Raw genomic sequence first — 20,808 nt, 5'->3', positions numbered from 1 at the left:
AATTACTGTTATTCACCAGCCTCCAACAGAAACGGCATATATAAAAACGTTGGATTGGTAGCTGCGTTGATGTGCGGTCCTGTGCCGGGCTGCTGCAACGCAATTCAGTCAGTGGCAACATAAAGAAAGGACTGGCCGCTATGTAGAAATACAGGAAAGAAAATTAAGCAGCCGCTCAACGGGATTCATTCTGAATGGAAAAAGATAAAAGTCAAAGGACAGCGGTTGGGACGATACGCTGTCCTTTGACTTTTTCTGCAAACTACAATAAATATCCCCCGGCCTTTGCCGGGGGATATTTATTCATTGGTCTTGGTTATTCCAGCGTTACCTTATGGAACACTTTCTTACCCTTTTTAATAATCACATACTTCTTTTCGAAGTCCTTCTCCAGGGAAAGTTTCGCAGAAATCGACGCCACCTTCACATCGTCTACCGCAACGCCGCCCTGCTCAATCAATCTGCGGCCTTCCGCGCGGGATGGGGCAAGCTTTGTCTTGACCATCAGGTCAAGCACGCCGATTTCCCCGTCGGTGAAGTCCGCCTCGGTGATCGCAGTAGAAGGCATATTGTCGGTATTTGCGCCCTTGCCGAACAAGGCGCGCGCACCCTCCTGGGCCTTCTTCGCCTCTTCTTCGCCGTGGATCAACTTAGTGACCTCATAGGCGAGGATCTCTTTTGCCTTGTTGAGCTCGCCGCCTTCGAGCTTTTCCAGCTCGTTGATCTCTTCCAGCGGCAGGAAGGTCAAAATTTTCAGGCAACGGATGACGTCTGCGTCGTCCACATTGCGCCAGTACTGGTAGAATTCAAACGGCGAAGTCTTTTCCGGATCGAGCCAGACGGCACCCTTTTCGGTCTTGCCCATCTTCTTGCCCTCGCTGGTCGTGAGCAAGGTGAAGGTCATGCCGTAGACCTCTTTGGCCTCTTTGCGGCGGAGCAGCTCCACGCCGCCGATGATGTTGCTCCACTGGTCGTCGCCGCCCAGCTCCATCACGCAGTTGTGGCGATGGTTGAGCTCGAGAAAATCGTAGCTCTGCATCAGCATGTAATTCAGCTCGAAGAAGGAGAGGCCGCGCTCCAAACGCTGCTTGTAGCACTCTGCCGCCAGCATCCGGTTGACGGAGAAATGCACGCCCACCTCGCGCAAGAAGTCAATGTAATTCAGGTTGAGCAGCCAATCGCCGTTGTTCGCCATAATCGCTTTCCCCTCGGAAAAGTCAATCAGACGGGACATCTGCTTCTGGAAACAGGCGATGTTGTGGTCAATGGTCTCCTTGGTGAGCATCTTGCGCATGTCGGTCTTTCCGGACGGGTCGCCGATCATGCCCGTGCCGCCGCCGAACAGGGCGATCGGCACATGCCCGGCCTTCTGCATCCAGGACATCACCATGATCTGGACAAAGTGACCCACATGCAGACTGTCCGCTGTCGGGTCAAAGCCGATGTAGAAAGTGATCTTGTCGTTGTTCAACAGCTCCCGGATCTTTTCCTCGTTGGTCGTCTGCGCGATTAACCCGCGCGCTTTCAGTTCGTCGTAAACGCCCATTTGTTTTCCTCCATTCTGTGTTGGGGGCAAAAGAAAACGCCCCCTGCGATTTTTGCAGAGGGCGGAGAAATTCCGCGGTACCACCTCAGTTTACCGCACCCTCACGAATGCGGCCTCATGGGTACAACCATACCCGTGCGCGTTAACGTGCGCCACCCCGGCCGGATCTACTGACCATCTGGCGTTCCACCCGGCGGCTCCAGGATGTATTTCCGCTGACCGCTGCTCCCGCTTCCACCAACCGCGGACTCTCTTTGCCAGCTGCATTCCGCGTACTTCTTCCCTTCGATGCCGTTGCTCTCATTATATCCAACGGGTTTCAAACTGTCAAGACGTTTTCTTCGCCATTTGCAGCATTTCTTCTGCATTTTGCAGCAAAAGCTCGGTGATCTCCGTGCCGCCCATAATCCGTGCCAACTCCCGCTTGCGCCCTTCGTGATCGAGCGCCGTTACGTTGGTGTAGGTGCGGTCGTGCTCCACATGCTTTTTGATCCGGAAATGGGCGTCCGCTAGGGAAGCGATCTGCGCCAAATGCGTGACACAAATCACCTGCCGGGTGCGCGATACTTCCCGGAGCTTGAGCCCCACTTTTTGCGCTGCACTGCCGCTGATCCCGGTGTCGATTTCGTCAAAGATCAGCGTCCCGATGCGATCCGTACCCGCCAATACGGTCTTGATCGCCAGCATGATCCGGGAAAGCTCGCCACCCGAAGCGATCTTCGCCAATGGCTTAGCCGGTTCGCCCGGGTTGGTAGAGATCAAAAACTGTACCCGATCGCATCCGGAGGGACCAAGTGCCCCTTCCTCGCGCTGTACCAGAAACGTCACATTCGGCATGTCCAGGAAGGTCAACTCTTCCTGCACACGCTTTGCAAACAGAGCGGCGACCTCTTGCCGCTTGGCGGAAAGCGCTTTTGCACAGCGCCAAGCTTCGGCCCCGGCTTCCTGATGTTCTTTCGTCAACCGCGCGATATGCGCATCGGAAAGCTCGATATTGGAGAGCTGTTTTCTGCAATCTTCTAAAAAGGTAAGCATCTCCTCCACGCTGCCGCCGTATTTCAGGCCAAGGCGATACAGTTGATCTAACCGGCCTTCGATCTGCTCCAATTCCTCCGGGTCGTACTCCAAACCGTCGGCCAGGGCTCCAATTTCTGTATTGCAGTCCTCCAGCTCATATTGCACACTGCGCAGCCGTTCCTCCAGGGAGGCTGCCGCGGGCAGATACCGCCCCGCGCCAGCCAGGGCGTCTACTGCGTTGGTCACTGCCGAGAGCGCCCCTTCCGCCTCGTCCTCTCCATCCAGCGCCAACTTCGCCGCCTGCAATGCACCGGCGATCTTTTCGCTGTTCCGATAGAGGTCGCGCCGTTCGGCCAGCTCTTCCTGCTCCCCGGGGCGCAGCTGGGCTGCCTCCAATTCGCCGATTTGATAGGTCAGCAAGTCGATCTGCCGCGCTTTCTGGGCTTCATCCATCTGGAAGCCTTCCAGCTCCTTTTTTACGCGGTTCATGCGGCGATACGCCTCTTGATACGCCTGCAGGAGCGCTTGGGGAACGTCCATCCGATCCAGATAGCCCATATGGGACTCCGGGGACAGCAGCCCATAGCTCTCGTGTTGGCCATGGATATTGATCAGCTGTGCGCCGATCTCACGCAGAACCGAAACGGTCGCCGGCCGGCTGTTGATGCGGCAGGAGGATTTCCCCTCTGCGCTGATTTCGCGCTGCAACAGAAGCGTCCCGTCCTCCTCCGCTGTATATCCAAGCTCCCGGATGGCTTCCAAGACGTTTTCCTCCACATCGGAGAACGTTGCGCTGACAAAGGCAGAGCGCGCCCCTGTGCGGATCAAATCCCGCGAAGTGCGCTCCCCCAACACGGCGTGCAGCGAATCAATCAAAATCGACTTTCCTGCGCCTGTTTCACCCGTAAGGACGTTAAAGCCTCCTTGAAAGTCGATGGACGCCCGCTCAATCACCGCAATATTTTCAATATAAAGCTGGGTCAACATCGCTCATCACCCGACAATCCTTTTCAGTTCCGCCACCAAGCGTTCCGCGGATTCATCGTCCCGCGTCACGACAAAGATCGTGTCGTCCCCCGCAAGAGTCCCCACCACGGATTCCCAATGAAGGCCGTCCATAGCGGCGCAAATCGCCTGTGCCATCCCGGTCAACGCCTTGATGACGACGATGTTGCGCGCGCAGTCAATGGAGATGGAAGAATCCGCCAACAGCGAAAAGAACTTAGAAGACAGGTCCTTTCCCGTTTCCTTGCCGGTCGAATAGCGGTATTTGCCATCGTTGGAGAGGGTTTTCACCAGCCGAAGTTCCTTGATGTCGCGGGAAACGGTCGCCTGCGTCACATCAAATCCATCCTCCCGAAGGAGCCGCAGCAGTTCCTCCTGCGTGTCGACGCTGTGTTCATTGATAAGCTCCAAGATTTTGGCATGCCGCCTCGTTTTCATTTCAGGATCTCCTCTCCGCTAATTTTTGATTGAGTACTTCATAGAAATTGTTCTGTTTGAGCTTGATAATCTGCGCCCGATAACCTGAACGCCGGATATAGATGGCGCAGCGGTCCGGCACCGGAAGCGCGCGCTCCCCGTCGACGGTCAAAAAGACTTCGCTGTCCTCATCCCGCACCGCATGGGCCTCTAAAACGGCATCGCCGCCAAAGACAACGGTCCTGGCAAACAGGGAATGCGGACAAATCGGCGTCAGCAAAATACACTCCATGCTTGGGTCGATCACGGGCCCACCCGCGGAAAGCGAGTAGGCGGTGGACCCGGTCGGCGTGGAAAAAATCAGGCCATCCGCCCGGTAGCCGCACATATTTGCACTGTTGAACAGTACCTTAAAATCGAGGATTCGGGAGAGCGACCCGCGGGAGATCACCGCGTCATTCAATGCATAATATGTCTGATGCACATCGTCCAACGCAGTATCCACCTGTAGAAGCATCCGGTTCTCAACGGCATACTTTCCGGTGACAAGCCCTTCCAGCTTTTCCAGCTCATCCGCTTCCAAGCCCGCCACAAATCCCAGGCGGCCCACGTTGATGCCCAACACAGGCTTCCCGGCCATCGCCGCATGTTTGGCCGCATGGATGATGGTTCCATCGCCGCCGACCGCTACAACAATGTCACAGGCCGCCAGCCCCTGATAAAAATCTTCACAAAACTGGACGCCGCTCTCCGGAAAGTCCATCCGATACCGGCAATCCATCGAAACTTCCATCCCAAAGCGGTGCAGTTGGCCGACGATGCGTTTCGTATGAAACGGAGCATTTCTCTTGGTTAGGTTTGGCATAACAAAGACATTCAATGCGACTCACCACCATTTAACACCCTGTGCGACTCTTCTACCAGCGCCGGAATATCCAGAGGGACGCTGTGGGGCTGCTCGGATTTGGAGAGGAACGCCAGGTATTCGATATTCCCCTCCGGCCCTTTCACTGGGGAGAAGGTCAGACCTTCCACCGAAAAGCCATTTTCCAGGACAAAATGCACGATCTTTTCCACCACTTCCACATGGATAGAAGGCTCGCGCACCACGCCCTTCTTCCCCACCTTGCCGCGCCCGGCCTCGAACTGGGGTTTGATCAGGCATACCGCCTGCCCGCCATCCGCCAAGAATTTCCGTGCCACAGGCAACACCAGGCACAGGGAGATGAAGGAAACGTCCACACTGAAAAAATCCACCGGCTCCGGAACCTGTTCGTCCGTCAAATAGCGCACATTGGTGCGCTCCAAATTCACCACACGCGCATCGGTGCGCAGTTTCCAGGCCAACTGCCCATAGCCGACGTCGATGGCATACACCTTTCGCGCGCCGTTTTGCAGCATGCAGTCCGTAAAACCGCCCGTAGATGCGCCGATGTCCATGCAAACCTTGTTTTCCAGGGAAATGGAAAACTGCTCCATCGCCTTTTCCAGCTTCAGCCCACCCCGGCTGACGTAAGGAAGCGCCGCCCCGCGCACTTCAATCTTCGCCGTAAGCGGCAGCATGGTGCCGGGTTTATCAGATTTTTGATTGTCCACATAGACGTTGCCCGCCATAATCATAGCGCGCGCTTTTTCACGGCTCTGCGCAAGCCCCTGCTCAAAGAGCAGGCAATCCAGCCTTTTTTTCTCCGCCACTTTTTTACTCCTAATATCTTTGTTTGTATCTCTGTTTTCAGGGTATATAGTATGATTTTTGATTCTATTTCCAATTCTGTAGGGTATCCGTCACCGTGCGGTATATCCCGTCGGCGTCCAATCCCAAATCATGCAGGGATTCCTGCATGGTCGCGTGCCGCACAAACCCTTGGATGGCGCGCAGTACATAGGCGCCGTGGAATCCAGCTTCATGCAGCAGATGTTCAAAGTGCTCACCCACGCCGCCCTGCTCGATGCCCTCTTCAAAGAAAAAGACATGCTTGGCGCCCTTGGCGGCCTCGACCGCCCCGGCTGATACCGGCTTGATACGGTTGAGCTTGACAATATGCACAGAAATCCCCTGCTTTTTCCAACGGGAAAACGCCTCGCATGCGAACGAAAACAGACGGCCATACGTCACCAGCACGGTACCGGCGCCTTCGTCCCCATAGAGGTCAAACGCCTTCCCACTCGGTTGATAATCGTACGGGCGGAAAAGCTGCCCTCCCCGCGGGTAACGGACCGCAGCCACCCCTTCGCAATCGTACAGCGCCGTTTGAAGGTCTTTCCGCAGCTCGTCGTAATACGCGGGCGAAAACACCGTGCAATTGGGGATGGTATTCAAAAAGGCCGCGTCAAAAATGCCCTGATGTGTCTCGCCATCCTCCCCCACCACGCCAGCGCGGTCGATGGCAAAGGTGACCTTTACATTTTGCAGCGCCGCGTCGTGGATGATCTGATCATAGCCGCGCTGAAGGAACGTCGAATAAATCGCACACACCGGCCGCATTCCACCGGCCGCCAGCCCGCCCGCAAACGTCACAGCGTGTTCCTCCGCAATGCCCGTATCGAAAAAGCGGTCTGGGAACCGTTTGGCAAACTCGGTCAGGCCCGTCCCCATCTGCATCGCTGCCGTAATCGCACAGATGCTCCGGTCATTTGCAGCTGCCTCGCAGAGGTACTGCCCAAACTGGCTGGAAAAGTCCTCGCTGTTGGAGAGCTTCTTGCCTGTGTTCACATCAAACTTGGAAATCCCGTGAAATACGCCGGGGTTCTCCTCCGCAAAGGAATACCCCTTGCCCTTTGCCGTAATAACATGCAGCAAAATGGGGTGCTCAATATGCTTGGCATTTTCCAAGACCTCCAATAGCTGCGGAAGGTTATGACCGTCAAAGGGACCGTAGTAGACAAAACCCATATCTTCGAACAAGGTATTGTTGTACAGCAGATGTTTGACCGCCGTCTTTGCGCCGGAAATAGCGCGATGCAAGGAGGGGCCTACCCCCGGCAGCTTATCGAGCGCGGATTCCAGATTCCCCTTAGCGCGCAGATACCCCGGTTTGGTGCGAATCTGCGCCAAGTAGCGCGCCATCGCCCCCACGCTGCGGGAGATCGACATCTTATTGTCGTTTAAGATCACAATAAAATTCTTTGGGAAACGCCCCGCATTGTTCAATCCTTCATAAGCCATGCCGCCCGTCAAAGAACCGTCCCCGATGACCGCGATCACATGCCCCGGCTCGTGACGGACCTTCTTCGCAACCGCCATCCCGTAAGCAGCAGAAATGGCGGTGCTGGCATGCCCTGCATTGAACGGGTCATACGGGCTTTCCGCCCGGTTGGGATACCCGCAGAGGCCGCCGCGCGTGCGGATGGTGTCGATCTGCTCCCGCCGGCCTGTGAGGATCTTATGGGTGTAGGCCTGATGCCCCACATCCCAGACGATCTTGTCCTGCGGCGCATGGAACACCCGGTGCAGGGCAACGGTCAATTCCACCACGCCCAGGTTGGAGGCCAAATGGCCGCCGTTGTGAGCGACCGTTTGAATAATCTTCTCCCGGATCTCCGAGCAGAGCATCTCCAACTCCTTCTCCGAGAGATTCTGCAAATCGTCCGGTTGATTGATCTGATTGATAAGGTTCTCCATCCGAAAGCCCCCAGTATTGCACTGTGGGCCGTTTTACATCGAAAGCCCGTTTTGCAGCCGGGCCGCCGTCAGGGTGTTGCGCAGGAGCATGGCGATCGTCATGGGTCCCACGCCGCCCGGAACCGGCGTGATATATCCAGCGATCTTCTCCACCTCGGCAAAGTCCACATCGCCGCAGAGCTTACCGTTCTCATCGCGGTCCATCCCCACATCGATCACAACCGCGCCGGGCTTGACCATGTCCGCCGTGACGAATTTCGGCTTACCCACCGCAGCGACTAGGATATCCGCACGCTTGCAGATTTCCTTGAGGTTTTTCGTCTTGCTGTGGCAGATCGTCACGGTCCCGTTGTTATGTAGCAGGAGCATGGCCATCGGTTTACCGACAATGTTGCTGCGACCGATCACAACGCATTCCTTACCCTGGATCTCAATATCCTGCGAACGGAGCAGCTCGATGATGCCCGCCGGCGTGCAGGGCAGGAAATGGAAATTGCCGATCATGATGCGGCCCACGTTGGAAGGATGGAATGCGTCCACATCCTTTTCCGGCACGATGGCCTCCACCACAGCTTCTTCGTCCAAGCCGTTCGGCAGCGGGGACTGCACCAAAATGCCGTTGATGTCCTTCTTGTTGTTCAACTTCTCAATGAGCTCCATCAGTTCTTCCTGCGTGGTCGTGGCAGGCAGGGCATACTCTTCCGAATAGATGCCCGTCTGTGCGCAGGCCTTTTTCTTATTGTTTACATAGGTGCGGGATGCCGGATCATCGCCGACGATAACCACCGCCAGGCCGGGCGTCACGCCCTGCTGCTTGAGCTGCTCGACTTCCTCTGCCACCTGTGCGCGCACACTCGCGGAAACTGCCTTCCCATCAATCAACTTTGCCATTTCCAATTCCTCCTATACCAATTTTAATCTTCCTGATGTCCATTGTCTGGATCGTCCGATCCTTCTTCCTGGGAACCCTCCGCCGGTTCATCCGGCACGGGAGTTTCCGAACGCTCTTCCTGTACAGCTGCTACCGGCTCTTTTTCTTCCGGCTCCGTCGGGTTCTCATCCTCCGGGCTGGCCGGTTCTGTTTCTCCCTGCGGTTCCTGTAAGGATTCTGTCTGTGTCAAAGCATCTGCGTCTGCTTCTTCTCCCGCAGATTCCAACTCCACAGATTCCCCATCCACAGCTGTCTCCACGGAATCCCCCTCCGTTTCCACCAATTCCTCCGGCACCGATTCCTTGAGGGCATTCATCGCCATGACCTTGGCGGAACCACATCCGGAAAGGCTCGTGCGGTTTCGGAATACAATCAGCAGGACAACGCCGGCCAAAACCGTGGCAACTGCCACCAGCTGGGAGACGCGCAGATCGAAGAATGGGGTCAGTAGGCTGTCCGTGCGCAATCCTTCGATGAAGAACCGGCCGAAGCCATACCAGACCAAATAGAGAAGAAAGACCTGTCCGTCGTATCTTCTGAATTTCCTGCAGAAGATATGTAGCAGGACAAATCCCAGCAAACACCATACCGACTCATAGAAGAAACAGGGATGTACCGGGCCGTTCACCACCGCCTGGGTTCCCTCGCTGACCATTCCCCAGGGCAGATCGGTCTGGCTGCCGAACGCCTCCTGATTGACAAAATTTCCCCAGCGGCCGATGCCCTGTCCAATCAAAAAGCCCAATACTGCAACATCCAATACCGCCGGAACCCTTAACTTGCAAATCTTCGCGGTGATCACACCGCCCAGCAATCCACCGATGATGCCTCCATAGATGGCAAGCCCACCCTCGCGGATATTAAAAATCTGCATGGGATCGCGGATATAGAGATCGCCGGGATAGAACAATACATAGTACAGCCGTGCCCCGATGATGCCGGTGACCATGCCGACCAACACGCAGTTGACCAACTTATCGCTGTTGATGTTCATCTTTTTACAGCTGAACATGGCATAGAGGAACGCCAACATAAATCCGACGGCGATGATGATGCCGTACCATGCGATTGGAGTATCCCCGATGTAGAAAGCGGTTGGATCCACATGGAATTCCCAGCCGAGTTTTGGAAATTGTACCGTATACATTTCAAGCCCACCTTCCCCGCGCGTGGTAAAAATCAGGAAAGCCGCCAAGCTCCGCGCGGGAAGCCTGGCGGTTTATTTTATTCTGCCTTGATAAACGGGTTACTCGACCGGATACACAACCGACAAGGCCGAGTAAGCCGGGTCAAGCTGCTCTTCCAAACGTTTCTGAACAGATTCCAGTGTTGCATTCGCTAGGTCGTCGATATAGGTATAAAGCTCCCGGCCGGCAAAGGCAAAGGACGCCATTGAATTGGCGATATTGTCCACACTGTTCAGCGCGGCGATGTTCCGGCCATAGAGCGCTTTCTTCGCGCGCTGGAACGCTTCCTGATCGATCCCTTCCCGGCGCAGGCGGTCTGCCTCTGCGCGGATCTCCTCCGCAACGCGGTCCGGGTCCTTGGACTCCCCGGAGAAGATGATCGAGGCGTAGCCCGGCCCTTCAAAATACTCGTATCCAAACGAGGATTCGTTGACCAATCCCGCATCCAACAGGCGGCGGAACAGCGGTGAGGCGTCAGAGGCCATCAGCTCCAACAAAATTTCGGTCTCCGCGAGTTCCTTGGTCGTGCGCCGGCTCACGGCATTCTCCTTGAAGCCGAGCTCAAACAGCGGCGTCACAACCGACAGCTTCTGTTCCACACGCGGCTTGACAACCTCGCGCGGCTCCTCCTCAAAGATGCGCTCGATCTCCACCGGCGCAGAGGGCTTGAGCATCCGGTCGCAGAGATCCAGCACTTTGTTCAACTCCACGTTGCCGGCAACGCAGAGCACCATATTATTCAAATTGTAGAAGGTATGATAGCAGCGGTAGAGCAGCTCCGGCGTGATCTGGGCAATGCTCTCCACCGTACCCGCGATATCCACCTTGACCGGGTGCTTGTGATACAGCGCCTCCAACAGGTTGAACATCACACGCCACTGTGGGTCGTCGTCGTACATGCGGATCTCCTGGCCGATGATGCCTTGTTCCTTTTGCACCGTCTGCTCGGTGAAATAGGGGGACTGCACAAAGTCCAGCAGAATCTCCAGCGACTCGTAAACGTTCTCCGTGCAGGAGAAGAGATAGCAGGTCACATCAAACGAGGTATATGCATTGGCGTTCGCACCGGTCTTGGCGTACCGTGCAAATGCATCTCCATCCTCGCTCTCAAAGAGCTTGTGCTCCAAATAGTGGGCGATGCCCGCCGGTACCGTGCAGGCTTCCGCCTCGTCGGAGCGCTTGAAGGTGGTGTCCACCGAGCCGTAGCGGGTTCCAAAAACCGCATAGGTGGAATTGTTCTGCTCCTTTGGATAGACAAAAATACGAAGGCCGGAGGGGTGCTTTACCTCATAGTACCGGTCCCCCACACGGTCGCTCTTTACTTCTCGAATCACATTCATTGCGCATCCTCCCCATTTCCCACCAAGCAGTATACGGTGTCCAAAGTCACCCGGTTGGCCGCGTCGATGATTTCCTGCCGCGTAACGGCGTTGATCTGTGCGGCAGCTTCCTCCGGCTGCTGCGAATGGCTGGCAAAGGTCTGGGAAAGATACCAGTTTTCCAGTCCGCCCAAGGAGTCCGAAAGCGTCCGGTAGCTGTTGCAAAGGCTCATCTTTGCCGCTTCCACTTCGCTCTCGTCAAAATTCCCCTGCTTTACCTCATCGAGCTGGCGCAGGATCTCTTCCTTCGCGCGCTCCATATTCTTTACTTCCACGCCGCTTTGCACCAGCATAATCCCCTTCATGCTGTTGTAGGACGCGCTGCAATAATAGCACAGGCTCAGTTTTTCACGCACATTTAGGAACAGCTTCGAATTCGGCGTACCGCCAAACAGGGCCGCCATCAGGCGCGTGGCCGGGACCTCTTCGTCGGGGGTTGCGGTGCCGGTCCGGAAGCCCATCACCAGCTTGCCCTGCGCCACATCCATTTTTTCGGTCACCGTGTTGATCTTTTCTGCCGAGCGCACCACCTTTGTCGTGCAGTCGGCCGTCTTACGGCTGCCGAGCGTCTCAAACGCAGCGCGGAACCCTTCGTAAACCGGCGCGGGGTCGCAGTCGCCCAGCACCATCAATTCGATCTTTGCGGTATCCAGAAGGCGCTTCCACGCCGCGGTCAGAGCGGGGCGCTCCACCCGAGCGATGTCCTCCTTGCCGCCGTAGCGGTTGACGCCATACGGTTCATCCGCACACATGATCGCTTCACAGCGCTGGCGTGCATAGGTGCGCTTATCGCTGTATTCCGAATCGATCAGTTCCATCGTCTGGCGCTTTTCCTGCTCAAAGCCGTCCTCCGGGAAAAGGCCGTCCACCAGGGGCGGGTCAAAGAGAATGCTGCACAGCAGCTTTGCCAGTTCCCCGGAAATAGCCTCGCCCTCCAGCGCATAGCGGTCCGCGATGCCGGAAGCCGAGAGGGAAAGCACCTGCAAATCGCCGAGCTTCTGGACATCTGCATTGAGGGATGCGCCGTAGAGTTCGGCAAGCCGTTGTCCCAGCTTCGTAAAGTCGGGATATTCCCGGCTGGCCCGGCTGAGCAAAAACGGCAAAAGCGCATTTTCTGCCGCGGTCTGACGGCTCATCGGCACGATCAGATGGGCTGAAATGCGCATCGTTTTGAATTTCGTATCGCGAATACTTCTAAAATTGACACCGTCACAGATCGCACGCTGTTCAATTCCGATCATTCCATCATCTCCAAATTAAAATCAGTATGCAAACAGAAACCGGAAGCCGCATCGCGGGACAAAGCGCCGCAAATATTCCCACGGCGAAACGGCTGCTGCATGGTTTCGATATCGAACGCCCAGGAAACTTGGGACTGGCTGGCCAATAAACGCCTGCCTTCCGTTAGGGCGCGAAGTTATTATAGCACACCCTGCCTGCTAAGAAAAGGAAAAATCTATGAACATGCAAAAAACGCGGCTATTTATACACCGTCCGCGCGTCTGCCCCCTCCTTGCCATTCCTTGGACGGGATGGTATAATCTACGCAAAGAACTGCGGGGTGTTGTGAAGCGGAAAAAGCAGCATCCCGTATTTTTTCGGGCAATTTGCCCGAATGAAGAACGAGGGAAATGGAAGGGATCTATTTGTATACGAAAAAACAACTGCGGCTGGCGGAATTGGGCCTTCTGATTGTCACGATCATTTGGGGGAGCGGCTTTGTCGTTGTCAAAAGCGCGACTGGCAGCCTGGAACCTGCCGCTATTGTCGCGCTTCGCTTCGCAATCGCAACGATTCTGATGTGCATTGTCTTTTTCCCCCGGCTCAAGCGGATTGATAAGAGCTGTATCAAAGCAGGGGCGCTCGCCGGATTTTTGTATTTTCTCGCCTTTTATCTACAAACACTGGGAGCAAAATACACTACAGCGGGGAAAAATGCCTTTTTGACGGCAATCTATGTCGTTTTAGTCCCGTTTCTATATTGGATCATCCAAAAACAGCGCCCGGATCTCTACAATGTCTCGGCAGCCTTTCTTTGCATCATCGGCATTGGGCTTCTCTCCCTGAATGCGGATTTTTCCATCAATCAAGGGGACGCCTTTTCCCTTTTGGGCGGGGTAGGATTTACGGCACAGATCGTCGCCACCGCTATTTTAACCCAAAAGCAGGACCCTATTCTGCTTTCTGTCACGCAGTTTGGCTTCGCCACCGTCTTTGCGGCGGTCACCTCGCTGCTGACCGAACCTATACCGACGCATCTTGCACCCGATACACTTACCTATATTCTCTATCTCGGCGTATTTAGCACCATGATCGCCCTGCTCTTGCAGACGGTTTGTCAAAAATACGTCCCCGCTTCAAAAGCGTCGCTGATTATGTCGCTGGAGTCCGTATTCGGCTGCATCTGCGGAATCCTCTTTCTGCACGAAGAGCTCTCCGGGCGTATTCTCGCGGGCTTTGCCTTGATTTTTGGGGCGATCCTGCTTTCGGAGGTCAAGCCCGCATTTCTGCGCTCCGGTTTCCGGCGGCTGTCCGCCCCTCCAATCCATAGCAAAAAGAAAGAAGGCTCGGAACCATGATGGATCTCTCGCAAAATCCGCTCTGCCGTCCGTTTGACTTCGCGGGGAATCCCCGCCACGGCATCCTGTTGGTCCACGGCTTTACCGCCACCCCAGGCACCATGCTGCCGTTGGGGGAGGCTTTGGCCCGGCGTGGCTACCGGGTCAAGGGGATCTTATTGCCCGGCCACGGGACAACGGTGGACGACATGGAACACCGCCGGTGGCCTGAATGGATTGGCGCCGTCCAGGAGGGATTCGACCAGCTGTCGCAGGAATGCGAGCGCGTCAGTGTGGTTGGCCTTTCGATGGGAGGAACGCTTGCGCTTCTGCTTGCACAGACGCGCCCCGTCTATCGTGCAGTGCCAATTTGCGCTGCGTTGCGCGTGCGCAACCGCGCCAGCCGTTTTGCGAGGCTGATCTGGCCGGTGATGCGGTATCACACGGACTCCCACCATCCCTCCTGTGGGGAATTCCTGGCGGAATACAACGCTTGCTATGATCGTACCCCTGTTCGAAGCGTTGCGGAGCTCAACGCATTGATCGCACACACCCTTCACGGATTAAAAACCGTCCGGTGCCCGCTTCTGGTGATCCGCGCAGGGAAGGACGAGACGGTGGCCCCGGAAAGCGCTGAAATCATCATGAACCGTGCAGCCTCTTCCAAGAAGTGGCTGCTGACGCTGCCGGACAGCCCCCATGTGTGTACGCTCGGGCCGGAACGTGAACGGCTGTTTCGGGAAATTGCCCGCTTTTTGGACGCACGGTAAAAGCCGTTATAAAACGATTAAAGCCCCCGGAATTTTATCCGGGGGCTTTGCTTATTCCAAATTTATACCTGTGCCAGTGCCTGCTTGATGTCGTCGAGAATATCCTCTGGATTTTCAATGCCCACGGACATACGGATCATATCCGCACTGATGCCGCCTTCCACCAGCTGCTCATCGGTCAACTGGCGGTGGGTGGTGCTGGCCGGATGGAGCACGCAGGTGCGCAGATCGGCCACATGGACCACAATGGAGGCGAGCTTCAAGCTCTCCATGAACTTGGCGGCTGCTTCTCTGCCGCCCTTGATGCCAAAGGAAATGACGCCGCAGGTGCCGTTCGGCATGTACTTCTGCGCCAGATCATAGTATTTGCTGCTCTTGAGGCCCGGATAATTGACCCAAGCGATGCGGTCGTCCTGCTCAAGGAACGAAGCGACCTTCAGCGCATTGGAGCAATGGCGCTCCATGCGCAGGGCGAGGGTTTCAAGGCCAAGGTTCAGCAGGAATGCGTTCTGCGGGCTGGCCTGCGCGCCCAAGTCGCGCATCAGGTGTGCGCGCGCCTTCGCAATATAAGCCGCATTGCCGAACTGCTTGCAATAGACAACGCCGTGATAGGACTCGTCCGGCTCCGTGAACTCCGGGAATTTGCCATTGTTCCAGTCAAATTTTCCGCTGTCCACAATCGCGCCGCCGACCTGGACCGCATGGCCGTCCATGTATTTGGTCGTGGAATGGATGACGATGTCCGCGCCGAATTCAAACGGGCGGCAATTGATCGGGGTGGCAAAGGTGTTGTCCACAATCAGCGGCACGCCATGGGCATGCGCCACTTTTGCGAACAGCTCCAGATCGGTCACAATCAAGGCCGGATTGGAGAGCGTCTCTGCAAAGACACAGCGCGTATTCGGCTGGAAGGCTGCATTCAGCTCTTCTTCGGTGCTTTCCGGGGAAACAAAGGTAAAATCGATCCCCATCTCATGCATGGTCTTATAGAACAGGTTGAAGGTACCGCCATAGATGGCGCTGGAGCAGACGACATGCCCACCTGCGCGGCAGATATTCAAAACAGAAATCAGAGACGCCGCCTGTCCGGAGGAAGTCAGCAGCGCGCCAACGCCGCCCTCGAGCGCCGCAATCTTCTTTTCCACTGCATCGAGCGTCGGATTTGCAAGGCGGGTATAAAAGAACCCATCCTGCTCCAAGTCGAACAGCTTGCCAAGCGTCTCCGCATGGTCATATTTATACGTTGTGCTTTGTACAATTGGCACCACGCGCGGCTCCCCATCCCCGGGCGTATAACCCGCATGGATGCAATTGGTATCGATATGATACTGACTCATTTCACCATTCCTCTTTTCACATCTAAAATTTATACAGACCGCCGTCTTTGGAACCAGGCGCCGGCCAGCCGTAGAAACTTTACCGGCGCCGGTTTCAAAAACATGGTTTCAAACACAGTTTATCAGGGATACAGCAGGGATTTCACCCATCCCGCGGCTATATCCGTCACGGTGACTACGGCCCAGATCAACAAAATAAAAAGCACCACTGAAATCGCGCGCACAATAAACCGTTTGCGCGGGCTCATTTCAGCAGCTTCATCCGATTCCCCGTCTGTCTCTTCCCGGCCGGTTACGCCGATACTATGCATGAGGTCGACAGCCTCCTGTATACGGTTATACGGGACATACACATTTTTGTTGCACTTTCCCCCGTCCCCCGCATAGGCAGACGCAACTCCCTCCGTACCACAGACACGCTCTTCGTGCGGAATCTTGCTGTCATCCAATGCTGCGCCGATTCTACGGCACTTTTCCTCCGTAGCGGTCAACAACATCACCGGATCGCCCTCCTGGGGTTCCCGCAACTTGTTGCTATTACAGGCGGGACAGCGATATCCTTCTTTGATCAACACCTGACACCTGGGACAATACCGCATCGTTTCACTTCCTCTCTTTTCCTGTACCATCATAGCACACGAACGGGCGCTATGGCAATCTTTTTATCCGCTCTAACCCAAAATTGGTTGGAGCTGCCGCCCCTCTAAGGCCGCCAGTGCCGCCGGAAGCAGCTTTTCAAAATCTGCCACCAGTGAGTACGGTTTTTTCTCCGGATCGTCCTGCGCAAAGGGAACAAAATAGACGTTCTTCGTGTTGAGAAGCTTTCCGATGTTCTGTGCGGAAGCCGCCAACGCGTCGTTTGTAGCGAGCGCCAATAGCACCGGACGGCCAATGCGCAAATTCGATTTGACCGCCATTGTGACCGGCGTATCCGTAATGCCGTTTGCGAGCTTCGCCAGCGTATTCCCTGTACACGGGGCTACAATCATCAGGTCCACCATTTTTTTGGGACCGATCGGTTCCGCCCCTACGATGGTCTGGATCACGTCCCGGCCGGAAATCTCCCGCAGCTCCTGTAAAAAATCGGATGCTTTGCCGAATCGTGTGTCCGTCTTTGCCGCGTTATAGGACATGACCGGTAACAGCTGGTATCCCTGCTCTGCCAAAGCGCGCATTTGTTTTAGGGATTTGGAAAATGTACAGAACGAGCCGCACAGTGCATAGCCAAACGTCAAATCGTTCAAAGTCCTCACTCCTCCATGATGTTGTAGATGGTGTTTTTGATGATCTCCCCAGCCGCCTTTGGTGCAACCCGCCCGGGCAGGGACAACGCCTTGATAACACGGATGCCAAGTTTTTCCGCCGCTTCGTAATCGACTCCGCCGGGCGCGCTGGCCAAATCAATCAAGATCGTCCCTTCCCGCGCTTTGGAGAGCATCCGCCTATTAAAGACAAGCGCAGGGATTGTATTAAAGATCAAATCGTATTGGTCCCGGTCGCAAATATCGTCCGTCTTGACCGCCTGGTAACCGAACAGCTCGACCCACGCGAGGTCGCTCGTTCTGCGGGCGCTCACGGTGACCTTTGCACCAATGCCGCGCAGCATCCAGGCCAATACCTTCCCGATGCGGCCATACCCGGCCACGAGGCAGTTGCTTCCATTGATCGTTCCCGCATATTCCCGCATGGCGATTTCTAGCGCGCCTTCCGCGGTAGGAACCGTATTTTTGACCGCAAAGTCCTCACGGGTGTAATAATCGTAGGTATCGATGCCGTCCCACAATTCACTGGTGAGGAACAGCTTTCCCATCATGCCGCCGAAGACCGTCTTGTTTCGCATGTACTCTGCAAAGGTATCGTCCAGCGGGGTCTTTTTTTCACTGTAGTGGGTGTTTAAGTATTTTCCATCCGCCGTCACAGGCAAAGGCAGGATAATGTTTTCACATTTGGCAGCGATCTCGTCCAATTCAGCCTTGATAACGCCTTTCTGAAAATTTATGGTGTCAAAACCGAACGCATATACGGTATATCCATCCGAGGCGATGGACTCAGCCAAAGCGATTTGCCGCCGGTCGCCGCCGACTACGCCAAAACTGTTATAATCAATCATATTTCAAACCTCCTGCATGAACTAAACCAGCCCTCCTGTTGCCCTTTCCAGGGAAATATGGCTGTAACCTATAGTATGGGGATTTTTTCACTGTGTGATTATCCTGAATAAAATCCCTTCCAAAGCCCCGGCGAATTTTTTCCGATCAATTTTTCAAGAAACGGTTTATTCTTTTGGGATTTTGCAATATAATAAATTAGTTAAGTCTGCCAACGGTAGACCGCACTGCTTTTATCAAGCACTACCTCTTTCAACATCTGCTAAGGAGATCATATAGAATGGACAGCAACGATATTTTGTCAAAGGTTAAAAAAGTTCACTTTGTGGGGATCGGAGGTTCCGGCATGTGCCCTCTCGCGGAGATTTTACACCACAAGGGCTATCAGCTCACCGGCTCCGACACCAGCGAATCCGACACCCTACAGCGCATCCGCTCCTATGGAATCCCCGTTTCAATGGGCCATCGCGCGGAAAACATCGGCGATGCAGAGCTGGTGGTCTACACCGCTGCCGTCAAGCAAGATAACCCGGAGCTTGTGGCCGCGCGCGAAAAGGGCGTCCCGACGGTCGAGCGCTCCGTCATGCTCGGCATGGTAACCCGCCGGTATCCAAACTCCGTGGCGGTCTCCGGCACGCACGGCAAAACGACTACTACGGCGCTCATCACGCAGATCCTCGTCAACGCCGGCGCCGACCCGTCCGCAGTAATCGGCGGAAAACTCCCCTTTATCGGCGGAAACGGCCGTGTCGGCCGGTCGGAGACCATCGTCTGCGAGGCCTGCGAATATGTGGACACCTTCCTGCATTTGGAACCGGCGCTGTCCGTTATTTTGAACATCGACGCCGACCATCTCGACTACTTCAAGACGTTGGAGAATATCATCCGCTCCTTCCACCAGTTCGCCCTTCAGACTTCCCGCCTGCTGATTATCAACGGCGACGACGCCAACACCCGCAAGGCGGTCGAAGGAATTCCTTCGGAAAAACTTCTGACCTTCGGCTTTGACGAGGGAAACCGGTATCGTGCGGTGGATATTGCCGACACCAAGCGCGCTTGTGAGCGCTTCACCGTCCTGAAAGACGGCGCCCCGCTCTGCGAGGTCAGCTTACGCATTCCGGGGAAACACAACATCTACAACGCGCTCGCTGCGGTTGCCGTCGCGGACTACATGGGGGTGGACGCACAGACCATCGCAGAAAGCCTCCACCAGTTTACCGGCGTGCACCGCCGCTTTGAGATCCTCGGCACCTTCAACGGCGTGACCGTGGCCGATGACTTTGCCCATCACCCCACCGAGCTGACCGCTACCTTGAACGCTGCCATGCATATGGGCTTCCGTGAGGTCTGGGCGGTCTTTCAGCCGCACACCTTCTCGCGCACCTATATGCTGTTGAACGATTTTGCCAAGGCGCTGTCCATCCCGGACCACGCGGTTCTCTCCGAGATCCTTCCCGTACGGGAGGTCAACACCTACAACATCTACGCCAAAGATCTGGCGGAAAAGATCCCGGGCTGTGTGTGGTTCCCAACGTTTGAGGAGATACGCGACTATGTGATGGCAAAGGCGCAGGAGGGCGACTTGATCTTGACCCTCGGCGGCGGCGACGTATACAAATGTGCGAATATGATCGTAGAAACATATCAAGCACAGAACAAGTGAGTTTGTATTGATTTTGTAAAAACAATATAACGGCTCTTTCGTATTTTAAAATGAGAAAAGCCCATAACCTCTTTTAAATCCTATCGTTTCCTGTTCGTTAAAAAATTTAGGCGGGTGGTTCCCCAATAAGGAAACCACCCGCCTGTTTTTTTATCTGTTTTGATTGGATTCCTTCAAAAGTAGCTCCGAAAAATGGCTGAATGCCTTTGAAAATCCGTGCAAAACGTGCCTTTAATAAGCGGCACTCAATGGATTGAGCACCCCGTAAGCCTTGCTCTCAATGTCCTCAATGTATTTGATTGCAAGCCCTGCGCCGCGCGCTACACACATATCCGGCTCCTCAGCGATACGGACCGGCATTTTTGTCTTCTTGGAAATCAACTTGTCGAACCCAAACAGCTGCGACGATCCGCCGGTCAGGATGATCCCATCCGAATACACATCCCCCATCAGCTCCGGAGGCGTCTTTTCCAGCATCTCCTGTACGGTATAGATGATCTGCATCGCAGGCTCGATCAAAGCTTCCAACATCTCGTCGCACGAAATGTCCGCCCACTGCGGCAGGCCGGTCATCGCGTTACGACCCTTGACCCGGTGCTTTACCATCTCCTTGCGTGGATACACGCAGCCGATGGCGATCTTGGCCTCTTCTGCCATGCGTTTTCCGATGATGAGATTGTATTTCCGGCGAACATATTTGATGATCGCTTCGTCAAATGCATTGCCCGCTGTCTTGATTGAGCGCGAAATGGCAATGCCGCTCAAAGACAGCACACCCATGTCGGTCGTGCCGCCGCCGATGTCCACAATCAAAGTCCCGTGCGGCTCGTCGATCTTGACGCCGGCACCCATAGCCGCCGCAACCGGCTCTTCAATCAGGCAGATTTTTCGCACGCCGGCGGAACTGATGGCGTTTACCACCGCGCGCTTTTCCACCTCGGTGATCAAACAGGGGACGCTGACCACCACACGCGGCATAAAGACCTTGCTGCTGCTGATCTGTTTCATATAATGGCTAATCAGATACTGCGCCAAATCAAAATCGGAAATCACGCCGTTGCAGAGCGGCTGCACCACATCGATGCGGTCCGAAGTCCGCCCGACCATCGCATACGCCTCACTGCCGATGGCGACGACTTCCTCCGTCTCCACATTGTACGCTACCACAGCTGGTTCTTTTAAAATAACGCCCTTCCCGTCCAAGTAAATTTTTACCGTGGACGTGCCCAAATCAATCGCAATATCGGTTCCGAGCATGCACAATCACT

The 20,808-nt window shown here is 55.2% G+C and carries 18 protein-coding genes and 1 other annotated feature; of the genes, 3 read left to right on the top strand and 15 right to left on the bottom strand.

Translation table 11 applies throughout. From position 1 onward, the window contains the following. Positions 1-316: 316 nt before the first annotated feature. The 10 genes from tyrS to yfmF all read right to left on the bottom strand — a co-directional run bounded on the left by tyrS (position 317) and on the right by yfmF (position 12,345). Positions 317-1,546 carry a tyrosine--tRNA ligase gene (gene tyrS, locus B5F54_RS05975; protein WP_087231903.1) on the bottom strand — a complete coding sequence of 410 codons (1,230 nt, stop codon included), beginning with the start codon at positions 1,544-1,546 and terminating at the stop codon, positions 317-319. A 54-nt stretch (positions 1,547-1,600) separates the two neighbouring features. Then, positions 1,601-1,844: a binding site (T-box leader), on the bottom strand. A 29-nt stretch (positions 1,845-1,873) separates the two neighbouring features. Continuing rightward, positions 1,874-3,550, bottom strand: coding sequence for a DNA repair protein RecN (gene recN, locus B5F54_RS05970; RefSeq protein ID WP_087231900.1), 1,677 nt, complete (start codon positions 3,548-3,550; stop codon positions 1,874-1,876). Between the two features lie 6 nt (positions 3,551-3,556). Continuing rightward, positions 3,557-4,006 (bottom strand): arginine repressor, encoded by a 450-nt coding sequence (locus B5F54_RS05965; protein WP_087231896.1) that lies wholly within the window; start codon positions 4,004-4,006, stop codon positions 3,557-3,559. Between the two features lies 1 nt (position 4,007). Next, complete coding sequence (locus B5F54_RS05960; RefSeq protein ID WP_087231893.1) at positions 4,008-4,865, bottom strand: NAD(+)/NADH kinase; 858 nt, start codon at positions 4,863-4,865, stop codon at positions 4,008-4,010. Continuing rightward, positions 4,862-5,680 (bottom strand): TlyA family RNA methyltransferase, encoded by an 819-nt coding sequence (locus tag B5F54_RS05955; protein ID WP_087231890.1) that lies wholly within the window; start codon positions 5,678-5,680, stop codon positions 4,862-4,864. Before B5F54_RS05955 ends, B5F54_RS05960 begins: the two co-directional genes overlap by 4 nt. 64 nt (positions 5,681-5,744) lie before the next feature. Beyond that, positions 5,745-7,607: a 1-deoxy-D-xylulose-5-phosphate synthase gene (gene dxs, locus B5F54_RS05950; protein ID WP_087231887.1), complete on the bottom strand. Its 1,863-nt coding sequence runs from the start codon at positions 7,605-7,607 to the stop codon at positions 5,745-5,747. A 33-nt stretch (positions 7,608-7,640) separates the two neighbouring features. Beyond that, positions 7,641-8,498, bottom strand: coding sequence for a bifunctional methylenetetrahydrofolate dehydrogenase/methenyltetrahydrofolate cyclohydrolase FolD (folD, locus tag B5F54_RS05945; protein ID WP_087231884.1), 858 nt, complete (start codon positions 8,496-8,498; stop codon positions 7,641-7,643). Positions 8,499-8,521: 23 nt separating this feature from the next. Next, positions 8,522-9,685, bottom strand: coding sequence for a prolipoprotein diacylglyceryl transferase (lgt, locus tag B5F54_RS05940; RefSeq protein ID WP_087231881.1), 1,164 nt, complete (start codon positions 9,683-9,685; stop codon positions 8,522-8,524). A gap of 99 nt (positions 9,686-9,784) precedes the next feature. Beyond that, on the bottom strand, positions 9,785-11,065 hold the full coding sequence (gene yfmH, locus B5F54_RS05935) for an EF-P 5-aminopentanol modification-associated protein YfmH (RefSeq protein WP_087231878.1): 1,281 nt from the start codon (positions 11,063-11,065) through the stop codon (positions 9,785-9,787). After that, positions 11,062-12,345, bottom strand: coding sequence for an EF-P 5-aminopentanol modification-associated protein YfmF (gene yfmF / locus B5F54_RS05930; RefSeq protein ID WP_087231875.1), 1,284 nt, complete (start codon positions 12,343-12,345; stop codon positions 11,062-11,064). Before yfmF ends, yfmH begins: the two co-directional genes overlap by 4 nt. A gap of 405 nt (positions 12,346-12,750) precedes the next feature. Here yfmF and B5F54_RS05925 point away from each other — a divergent pair, with 405 nt between their 5' ends. Continuing rightward, positions 12,751-13,683, top strand: a complete 933-nt coding sequence (locus B5F54_RS05925) for a DMT family transporter (protein ID WP_172749600.1) — start codon at positions 12,751-12,753, stop codon at positions 13,681-13,683. Then, positions 13,680-14,432, top strand: a complete 753-nt coding sequence (locus B5F54_RS05920; protein ID WP_087231869.1) for an alpha/beta hydrolase — start codon at positions 13,680-13,682, stop codon at positions 14,430-14,432. Before B5F54_RS05925 ends, B5F54_RS05920 begins: the two co-directional genes overlap by 4 nt. Positions 14,433-14,494: 62 nt before the next feature. Here the strand turns inward: B5F54_RS05920 and B5F54_RS05915 are convergent, their stop codons facing one another. The 4 genes from B5F54_RS05915 to dpsA form a co-directional block, all read right to left on the bottom strand. Continuing rightward, positions 14,495-15,769 carry an O-acetylhomoserine aminocarboxypropyltransferase/cysteine synthase family protein gene (locus tag B5F54_RS05915; RefSeq protein ID WP_087231866.1) on the bottom strand — a complete coding sequence of 425 codons (1,275 nt, stop codon included), beginning with the start codon at positions 15,767-15,769 and terminating at the stop codon, positions 14,495-14,497. A gap of 122 nt (positions 15,770-15,891) precedes the next feature. Continuing rightward, complete coding sequence (locus B5F54_RS05910) at positions 15,892-16,269, bottom strand: hypothetical protein (RefSeq protein ID WP_140400335.1); 378 nt, start codon at positions 16,267-16,269, stop codon at positions 15,892-15,894. A 171-nt stretch (positions 16,270-16,440) separates the two neighbouring features. Continuing rightward, on the bottom strand, positions 16,441-17,013 hold the full coding sequence (locus B5F54_RS05905; RefSeq protein ID WP_087231861.1) for a dipicolinate synthase subunit B: 573 nt from the start codon (positions 17,011-17,013) through the stop codon (positions 16,441-16,443). Between the two features lie 5 nt (positions 17,014-17,018). After that, complete coding sequence (gene dpsA / locus B5F54_RS05900; RefSeq protein WP_207738255.1) at positions 17,019-17,879, bottom strand: dipicolinate synthase subunit DpsA; 861 nt, start codon at positions 17,877-17,879, stop codon at positions 17,019-17,021. Between the two features lie 278 nt (positions 17,880-18,157). On the opposite strand from dpsA, the gene murC reads away from it, so the two are divergent. Beyond that, a complete protein-coding gene (gene murC, locus B5F54_RS05895) occupies positions 18,158-19,540 on the top strand; it encodes a UDP-N-acetylmuramate--L-alanine ligase (protein WP_087231858.1) in 1,383 nt (460 codons plus the stop codon). Between the two features lie 231 nt (positions 19,541-19,771). Here the strand turns inward: murC and B5F54_RS05890 are convergent, their stop codons facing one another. Next, positions 19,772-20,797, bottom strand: coding sequence for a rod shape-determining protein (locus B5F54_RS05890; RefSeq protein ID WP_087231852.1), 1,026 nt, complete (start codon positions 20,795-20,797; stop codon positions 19,772-19,774). Between the last annotated feature and the right edge of the window lie 11 nt (positions 20,798-20,808).

It is taken from the genome of Anaeromassilibacillus sp. An250 (assembly GCF_002159845.1).
Taxonomy (GTDB): Bacteria; Bacillota; Clostridia; order Oscillospirales; family Acutalibacteraceae; genus Anaeromassilibacillus; species Anaeromassilibacillus stercoravium.
The sequence above is the reverse complement of the archived record's forward strand: the minus strand, read 5'-3'. Positions and strand labels throughout refer to the sequence as shown.